Annotated in this window: 6 protein-coding genes; 2 read left to right on the plus strand and 4 right to left on the minus strand. The window is 58.8% G+C overall.

The window, feature by feature from the left end; translation table 11 throughout:
- The first annotated feature begins 33 nt into the window (after window positions 1-33).
- Window positions 34-2,979: an HD domain-containing phosphohydrolase gene (locus ACRESJ_RS32005; protein ID WP_431761480.1), complete on the plus strand. Its 2,946-nt coding sequence runs from the start codon at window positions 34-36 to the stop codon at window positions 2,977-2,979.
- Here the strand turns inward: ACRESJ_RS32005 and ACRESJ_RS32010 are convergent, their stop codons facing one another.
- The gene (locus tag ACRESJ_RS32010) at window positions 2,980-3,462 is read right to left on the minus strand and encodes a GAF domain-containing protein (protein WP_431761481.1); all 483 of its coding nucleotides are present in this window, start codon (window positions 3,460-3,462) and stop codon (window positions 2,980-2,982) included.
- A complete protein-coding gene (locus ACRESJ_RS32015; protein WP_431761482.1) occupies window positions 3,459-4,349 on the minus strand; it encodes an ATP-binding protein in 891 nt (296 codons plus the stop codon). Before ACRESJ_RS32015 ends, ACRESJ_RS32010 begins: the two co-directional genes overlap by 4 nt.
- A 166-nt stretch (window positions 4,350-4,515) precedes the next feature.
- Between ACRESJ_RS32015 and ACRESJ_RS32020 the strand changes: the two genes are divergently transcribed.
- Complete coding sequence (locus tag ACRESJ_RS32020; protein WP_431761483.1) at window positions 4,516-6,837, plus strand: ATP-binding protein; 2,322 nt, start codon at window positions 4,516-4,518, stop codon at window positions 6,835-6,837.
- Here ACRESJ_RS32020 and ACRESJ_RS32025 read toward each other — a convergent pair.
- Window positions 6,821-7,282: a MarR family winged helix-turn-helix transcriptional regulator gene (locus ACRESJ_RS32025; RefSeq protein ID WP_431761484.1), complete on the minus strand. Its 462-nt coding sequence runs from the start codon at window positions 7,280-7,282 to the stop codon at window positions 6,821-6,823. The genes ACRESJ_RS32020 and ACRESJ_RS32025 overlap by 17 nt on opposite strands.
- Window positions 7,279-7,764 (minus strand): glutathione peroxidase, encoded by a 486-nt coding sequence (locus tag ACRESJ_RS32030; RefSeq protein WP_431761485.1) that lies wholly within the window; start codon window positions 7,762-7,764, stop codon window positions 7,279-7,281. Before ACRESJ_RS32030 ends, ACRESJ_RS32025 begins: the two co-directional genes overlap by 4 nt.
- Window positions 7,765-7,895 lie beyond the last annotated feature (131 nt).

The raw sequence follows: 7,895 nt of genomic DNA on the forward strand, positions 1-7,895 counted from the left end.
GAGCAGTGTGTTAACCCTCATGGAGTGACTTGCATGCCCAACCCACTGCGCGCGGATCAGCGACGTTTTCCCCTGCACGTGCATATCAGCGTGATGTTCACCGTTCTGCTATTGCTGACCGGCGTGGTGCTGGGCATTTTCAACTATGGCCACACTACGCAGATCATCCTGTCCAGCAGTGAAAAGCTGTTCGATCGAATCGAGCAGGACGTGCGCCTGGATTTGCACGCTACCTACGAGCCGATTCGTCATCTCTTGAGCCTGCTGGTGCACATGTCGGCAATCCAGGCTCCCAACCTGGACCAGCGCCTGGCGTTACTCCCCCCTTTTAGCCAGACACTCAAGGACAACCCCGATCTGGCTTCGCTGTACCTGGGCTACAGCAATGGTGATTTTTTCATGGTCCGCCCGCTGAACACCCAGCAGCTGAAAACCCTGCTGGAAGCCCCCGATACAGCGGCCTATCAGGTATGGAGCATCGAGCGAAACGCCAGTGGCAAGGTTAATTCGCAATCCTTGTTCTACGACCAAAACCTGACGTATATCAGTCGTCACGACAACCCCGACGATACCTACGATCCCCGTAGCCGCGCCTGGTTTTCCAGCGCCAGCCACGACAACGATCAGATCACTACCGAACCCTACATTTTTTTCTCCACCCACAACGTCGGCACCACGCTGGCTCGACGTAGTGGTGAACGTGTGGTGATGGGCGCTGACCTGACCCTGGCCGCACTCAGTGCAACGCTGGCCAAGCATGTGGTGACGCCGGCTACCGAAATCGTGCTGTTCGACGCCCAAGGCAATGCCATTGCCTACCCAGACAGCAGTCGACTGATCGTCGACGATCAGACCGCCCGCCTGATCAAGGCTGCCGACTTGAGCCCCAGTCTTGGCGCACTGCTCAACAGCCCACCGCAAGGCAATCGTCTGAATGTCGCCGGCCGCGAGTGGATCGTGGCCCGCAGCAGCATGCAGGAAGGCGGGCCACGGGGACTGCAACTGGCGATGCTGGTACCCGAAGATGAATTGCTCGTCGATGCTTACCGCATGCGCTGGCAGGGAGCGCTGATTACGTTGGCAGTATTGTTGTTATGTCTGCCGCTTGGCTGGCTGACATCGCGGATTCTGGTCAAGCCCCTGCGCGCATTGGTACAGGAAGCGGATGCGATACGCAGTTTCGATTTCAACTTCCCGGTGTCCCGGCGCTCGCCGGTGCTGGAGGTCGATCAACTAAGTGTGTCGATGGCACGCATGAAAGACACCCTGGCGAGCTTCTTCCAAATCACCGACAGCCTGAGCGCCGAGACTCGTTTCGAACCGCTGCTGGAACGGGTGCTGTTTGAAACGGTAAAGATCGGTCAGGCCCAAGCCGGAATCATTTACCTGCGCGAAGGTGACGGTGACCGCATGGAACCCCAAGGCCTGGTCATCAATGATGCTGCTCAGCCGCTGTCGTCATTCGACATTCGTGCGCACGACCTGCAAGGCTCAAAGAGCCCGCAGTGGATGCAGCAGTTGTCAGGTGCCGACAACGTCGTGACCAGCCTTGGTTTCGAAGAGGCCGCAGATTTGCAGCAAGTCCTGCTCGCCATGGCCTGTCCGCGGGTTCATCTGATCGGTATTCGTTTGCACAATCGTCACAACGAAACCGTCGGGCTGCTGGTGTTTCTGCTGGCCGATAGCGGTGAACGCAGTGACCTGGAAAAGCTGCGCCCGGATCGCATCGCGTTTCTACAGGCAGTATCCGGTGCGGCCGCAGTCAGTATCGAAAGCCAGCGACTGCAAGCCAGGCAAAAGCAACTGCTGGACGCCTTTATCAAACTGCTGGCCGGTGCGATTGACGCCAAGAGTCCCTACACCGGTGGTCATTGCCAGCGGGTGCCGGCTCTGACCCTGATGCTGGCCCAGGCTGCTGCCGCCAGTCAGGACCCGGCCTTCGCCGGCTATCAGCCCAGCGACGATGAATGGGAAGCGCTGCACATCGCGTCCTGGCTGCATGATTGCGGCAAGGTCACAACTCCGGAGTATGTCGTCGATAAAGCCACGAAACTGGAAGCCCTGAACGATCGCATCCACGAAATCCGCACCCGCGTCGAAGTGCTCAAGCGCGACGTCTGGATCAATTATTGGCAAGCCATTGCCCGGGGAGGCGACGAGCAACACCTGGAGCAACAGCGCGATGCAGCCCTGACGGAGCTGGACGATGATTTTGCATTCATCGCTCACTGCAACCTGGGTGGTGAGGCTATGGCCGAGACTGATCAACAGCGTCTGCGCAGCATCGGCCAACGCACCTGGACCCGAACCCTGGATGACCGCCTGGGTGTTTCCTGGGAAGAGAACCAGCGTCAGGCTCGCACCCCGGCGCCGACACTGCCGGTCACTGAACCGCTGCTGGCCGACAAACCCGAGCATCTGTTTGAACGCGCAGACGCTGAGCTGATAGCGCCGGACAACCCATTGGGGTTCAAGCTCGATGTGCCCCATTACAAATACAACCGCGGCGAACTCTACAACCTGAGCATCTCCCGTGGCACGCTGACAAGTGAAGAGCGTTACATCATCAACCACCACATGGTGCAGACGATTCTGATGCTCAACCACCTGCCCTTTCCCGAACACCTGCGCAACGTTCCCGAGATTGCCGGTGGTCATCACGAAAAAATGGACGGCACCGGTTACCCGAAACGGTTGAAACGCGAGGAGATGAGCCTTGCGGCCCGGATGATGGCGATTGCCGATATTTTCGAAGCGCTGACTGCCGCCGACCGCCCCTACAAGAAAGCCAAGTCCTTGAGCGAAGCACTGGGCATCATGGCGTTCATGTGCAGGGACGCCCACATCGACCCGCAATTGTTCGGGCTATTCATCGATGCACGCATTTATCTGCTGTACGCCGAGCGCTTCCTCGCCCCTCAACAAATCGATGCGGTAGACACTTCAGGCCTGCTGGTCAAAGCAGGCCTGAAGGCTTGATCAGCAATCGGTCAGGCGCAGGAAAATGGCCGCCAATTGCTCGATACCGGCCTGATCCTGCGTGGTGAAACGCGCCAGTTTCGGGCTGTCGAGATCGAGCACACCGATCAGTCGACCATCCTTGACCAGCGGCACGACCAATTCACTGTTCGATGCGCTGTCACAGGCGATATGCCCCGGGAATGCGTGCACGTCCTCAACCCGTTGCGTCTGCAAGGTCGCCGCCGCTGCCCCGCAAACACCCCGACCAAACGGAATTCGAACGCAGGCGATCTGTCCCTGGAACGGACCCAGCACCAGCTCTTCGTTGCGATTGAGGTAAAAACCCGCCCAGTTCAGGTCATCGAGTTGATTGAACAAAAATGCCGAAAATTGCGCGGCATTGGCAATGAAATCCCGCTCGTCCGCCAGCAGCGACTCCAGCTGCGCGTGCAGCATGCCGTAGCCTTCGAGGCCCTGGCCGCTCTTTTGTAAATCGATCATGCCTTGTGCTCCAACAGTTTCAGCCCCACCCAATAGCGGGCAAATTGATACGCGCAACGCCCGTTGCGATTGCCGCGCCCCGTGGCCCAACGCACCGCGAGGATGTCCAGATCCTCGTCCCGCTGCCACTTGAGGCCGGCCTTGTCGGCCAGTTGACCGATCCAGTGCTCCACGACGTTGAGATAGTGTTCCTGGGTGAAGGGATAAAACGACAGCCACAGGCCGAAGCGGTCCGACAGCGCAATCTTGTCTTCCACCGCTTCGCTGGGGTGCAGTTCGCCGTCGACCCGTTTCCAGTTTTCGTTATCGCTTTCTTTTTCCGGCACCAGATGACGACGGTTGGAGGTGGCGTAGAGCAAGACGTTGTCCGGCGCTTGTTCAAGAGATCCGTCGAGCACGCTTTTGAGCACCCGGTAATCACCCTCACCCGATTCGAACGACAGGTCATCGCAGAACAACACGAAACGCTGCGGCAGCTTGGCGATCTGTTCGACCACCCGCGGCAAGTCAGCCAGGTGATCGCGTTCGATCTCGATCAGGCGCAAGCCCGCCTTGGCGTGCTCAGCCAGCAAGGCACGCACCAGCGATGATTTGCCGGTGCCGCGCGAGCCCCAGAGCAAGGCGTGGTTAGCGGGCATGCCATCGAGGAACTGCTGGGTATTGCGGCCCAGTTGCTCCAGTTGCCGATCAACGCCGATCAGGTCGGACAGACGCATGTCGAGGCTGACTTCCAGCGGCAACAGAAAACCGCTGCGCCCTTCGCGCTGCCAGCGCGCGGCCAGGCAATGGGTCCAGTCAATGGCTTGCCGAGGTGTGGGCAGCAACGGTTCGATTCGGGCCAGAACGGCATCGGCACGTTCAAGAAAAGCATTCAATCGGGAATCCACGTCTTTTCCTCGGACACGTTCACAGTAATGATGGCGGTACAGCGACGAAACATAGCGTTCAATGCGTGCTCAAGCCCTTGTACAAGGGCTCGCGAGAACATCGGTATCCATGCATGATCGACTATGCTTGAGCAGCGAAGGGAAACGGACAGTGATTCAACACCCCATGGATATCAAATTCAGCAACCGGCTGTCTTACAAGCAAGCCCGGCTTACTGTGCTCGTCGGTTTCATTCTTGGCATGCTGCTCAGCCTGCTGCAAATAGGCATCGATTATGCCAGCGAAGACGCCTCCATCAACCGCGAAATACAGTCTTTGCTGGAAATCAGCCACAACCCCGCCTCTCGCATCGCCTACAACATCGACGCTGAACTCGCCCAGGAACTGACGCTGGGCCTGCTGCGTTCCCCGGCAATCATCGGCGCCAGGCTGACCGATAACAACGGCAACGTACTGGCCAACGTCAAGCGACCCGGCCTGCAAAGTGGCTATCGGGTCATCAGTGATATGTTGTTCGGCGCCGACCGCAAGTTCGAAGACCGCCTCTATCTGGACCATTTGCCGAGCGAATCCCTTGGCACACTGCAACTGGACGTCGACACGTACTCGTTCGGCTATCGGTTCCTGCGTCGGGCAGAGGTGACCATGCTCAATGGTTTCGCCCGCAGCCTGATCCTGACCGGCATTCTGCTGACGCTGTTCTATGTGATGCTGACCAAACCCTTGGTGCGAATCATCCGCGAACTCAGCGGTCGAGATTCAAGCAACGCGCAACCGACGCCACTGGAGTGTCCGATCGGGCACACCAACGATGAGATAGGCGTGCTGGTAAATGTGGCCAACCAACAATTCGAAAACGTCGCCACTGAAATCCAGCAGCGACGCAATGCGGAAAACCGCCTGACCGACTACCTCAGCCAATTGGAAAACATCGTCTCAGCCCGCACCGCGGAGCTCAAGGCAATCAATGCCCGCCTCAGCCAATCCAACCAGGAACTGGAATCAGCTCGCAGCACGGCGCTGGAAATGGCCGAAGCGCGATCGGTGTTCCTGGCCAACATGAGTCACGAAATTCGTACGCCCCTCAATGGCCTGCTGGGGATGATCGCGCTTTCGCTGGACGGTCCGTTGAGTGCCGAGCAACAGCAACAGCTGGCCATCGCCCACGATTCGGGCAAAGTGCTGGTGGAATTGCTCAACGATATTCTTGATCTGTCGAAGTTCGATGCCGGCCAACTTGAGCTGGAACACATCCCGTTCGACCTTGGCTCACTGGTTGAAGACACGGCCAACCTGTTGTCGCAGAACGCCGCACCGAGTGTCGAGCTGACGTGTCTGATCGATCCGCAGTTTCCCGCGCTGGTGCTCGGCGATCCGACGCGCGTGCGGCAGATAGTCAGCAACCTGCTATCCAATGCCCTCAAATTCACCCGTTTCGGGAGAGTCGATGTACGCCTGTCAACCGCCGGCGATGGCGTGAGGATCGAAGTCTGTGATACCGGCATCGGTATCCCTCAGGATGCCCAGGTAAAAATTTTCCAGCCTTTCACCCAGGCCGGCGCCGGAATTACCCGGCAATTCGGCGGTACCGGGTTGGGACTGGCCTTGACCTACAACCTCTGTGAAGCCATGCAAGGGCGCCTCACCATCAGCTCGGAAGCGGGTTTTGGCAGCCAGTTCTGCGCGGAACTGCCACTGCCCCGCCACACCAGGGCGCTTGTTCCGCCTGCGCTGCAAGGCAAGGTCGTCGCCATAACCGCCGCCAGCAGCGGCTTGGCCGAACTGCTCGGCAGCGTGTTGCCAACTTGGGGACTGCAATACCAGCAGCGTTCGATTGATGACCCGTTACTCGGCCTGAATCCCGATGTGCTGATAACCGATTGCCCGGAATGCCTGTTCAATCTGCGCCCAACGATCACCGCACCGATACTGCTGGTGACGGCCTACGGCAGTTTCCTGCCCAGTGAACAAGCCAACGCCCTCGCCCCTTTGCAACAGCAGGCACGCCCTTTGGCACGCAACGCGCTGCACCAGACTTTGCGGCGAATCCTGCGATCGGAAACCAACACCCTCACCGATCCCCCGGTCGACACCCACTCCCCGCAACGACGCGCACGGGTGCTGTTGGTCGAGGACAACCCGGTCAATCAACTGGTGGCCAAGGGCATGCTCGGCAAACTCGGCTGCGACGTGACCGTCGCCGCCCACGGTATCGAGGCACTGGATCAACTGGAAAGCTGCGAGTTCGATCTGGTATTGATGGACTGCAACATGCCGGTGATGGACGGCTATGAAGCCAGCCGGCAAATCCGACGCAGCGGCCGCTGGCCCCAGCTGCCCATCGTCGCCCTGACCGCCAACGCCATGTCCGAAGAGCGCGAACGCTGTCGTGCGGCGGGCATGAGCGATTACCTGGCCAAGCCCTTCCGCCGGGAAGAGCTGGCCGCGCTGCTGGACACGTGGGTTCCCGCTACGACAGTGCCTTGATCTGGCCCAACAAATGATCAAGTCCTTCGCGCAGTTCACTGAGGCGATTGAGGTCCACGCCACTGTCACACAGTAGGCGAGCCTTGAGTGGCCCGACCTGATCGCGCAATGCCTTGCCGGCTGGCGACAGGCTCAGGTGCACCTCTCGCTCATCCCGCGCCGAACGTTGACGCTGAACCAGTTGCAGTTGCTCAAGGCGCTTGAGCAATGGCGTCAGCGTGCCGGAATCCAGCGCCAGACGTTCCCCCAGCGCCTTGACCGTCGGTTGATCCGGGGTGATCTCCTGCCATTCCCACAACACCAGCATCGCCAGGTATTGCGGGTAGGTCAGGCCCAACTGATCCAGCATCGGTTTGTAAGCACGGATCACTGCCCGGGAAGCGGCGTAAAGCTTGAAACAGAGCTGGCTGTCGAGGTCCAGGGACTCGGCTGACAAGCTGTTCATTTGAGCAAGGCTTCGATCTCGCGGCTCAGATCCTGCGGCTTGGTGGCCGGGGCGAAACGCTTGACCAACTGGCCGTCCTTGCCGATCAGGAATTTGGTGAAGTTCCACTTGATGCCTTGGGAACCGAGCACACCCGGAGCGCGCTTTTTCAGCTGCACGAACAGCGGATGGGCATCCGCACCATTGACTTCAATCTTTTTGAACAGCGGGAAACTGACACCGAAGTTCAGCTCGCAAAACTCACTGATCGCCCCTTCGTTGCCCGGCTCTTGCTTGCCAAATTGATTGCAGGGAAAGCCCAACACCACCAGGCCCTGGTCCTTGTAGGTCTGCCACAGTTCTTCGAGACCTTTGTACTGCGGGGTAAAACCACATTTGCTGGCGGTGTTGACCACCAGCACGGCTTTACCAGCGAAGTCCGCCAGGGTCTTTTGCTCGCCCTTGATGGTGGTGCAGGGAATGCTCAGCAGGTTGTCGCTCATGAAGAAGGCTCCGGTTTCAGGATGATGAGCCAAACATAGCGAGCAATTGAATTGTGTGCAATTCAATTTTCTAGACGCTGGCCCCACTGTACTTTTCGGGACGCTGACCTACTGTAGGAGCTGCCGAAGGC

The sequence above is a fragment of the Pseudomonas sp. genome, assembly GCF_050739655.1.
Lineage (GTDB): Bacteria > Pseudomonadota > Gammaproteobacteria > Pseudomonadales > Pseudomonadaceae > Aquipseudomonas.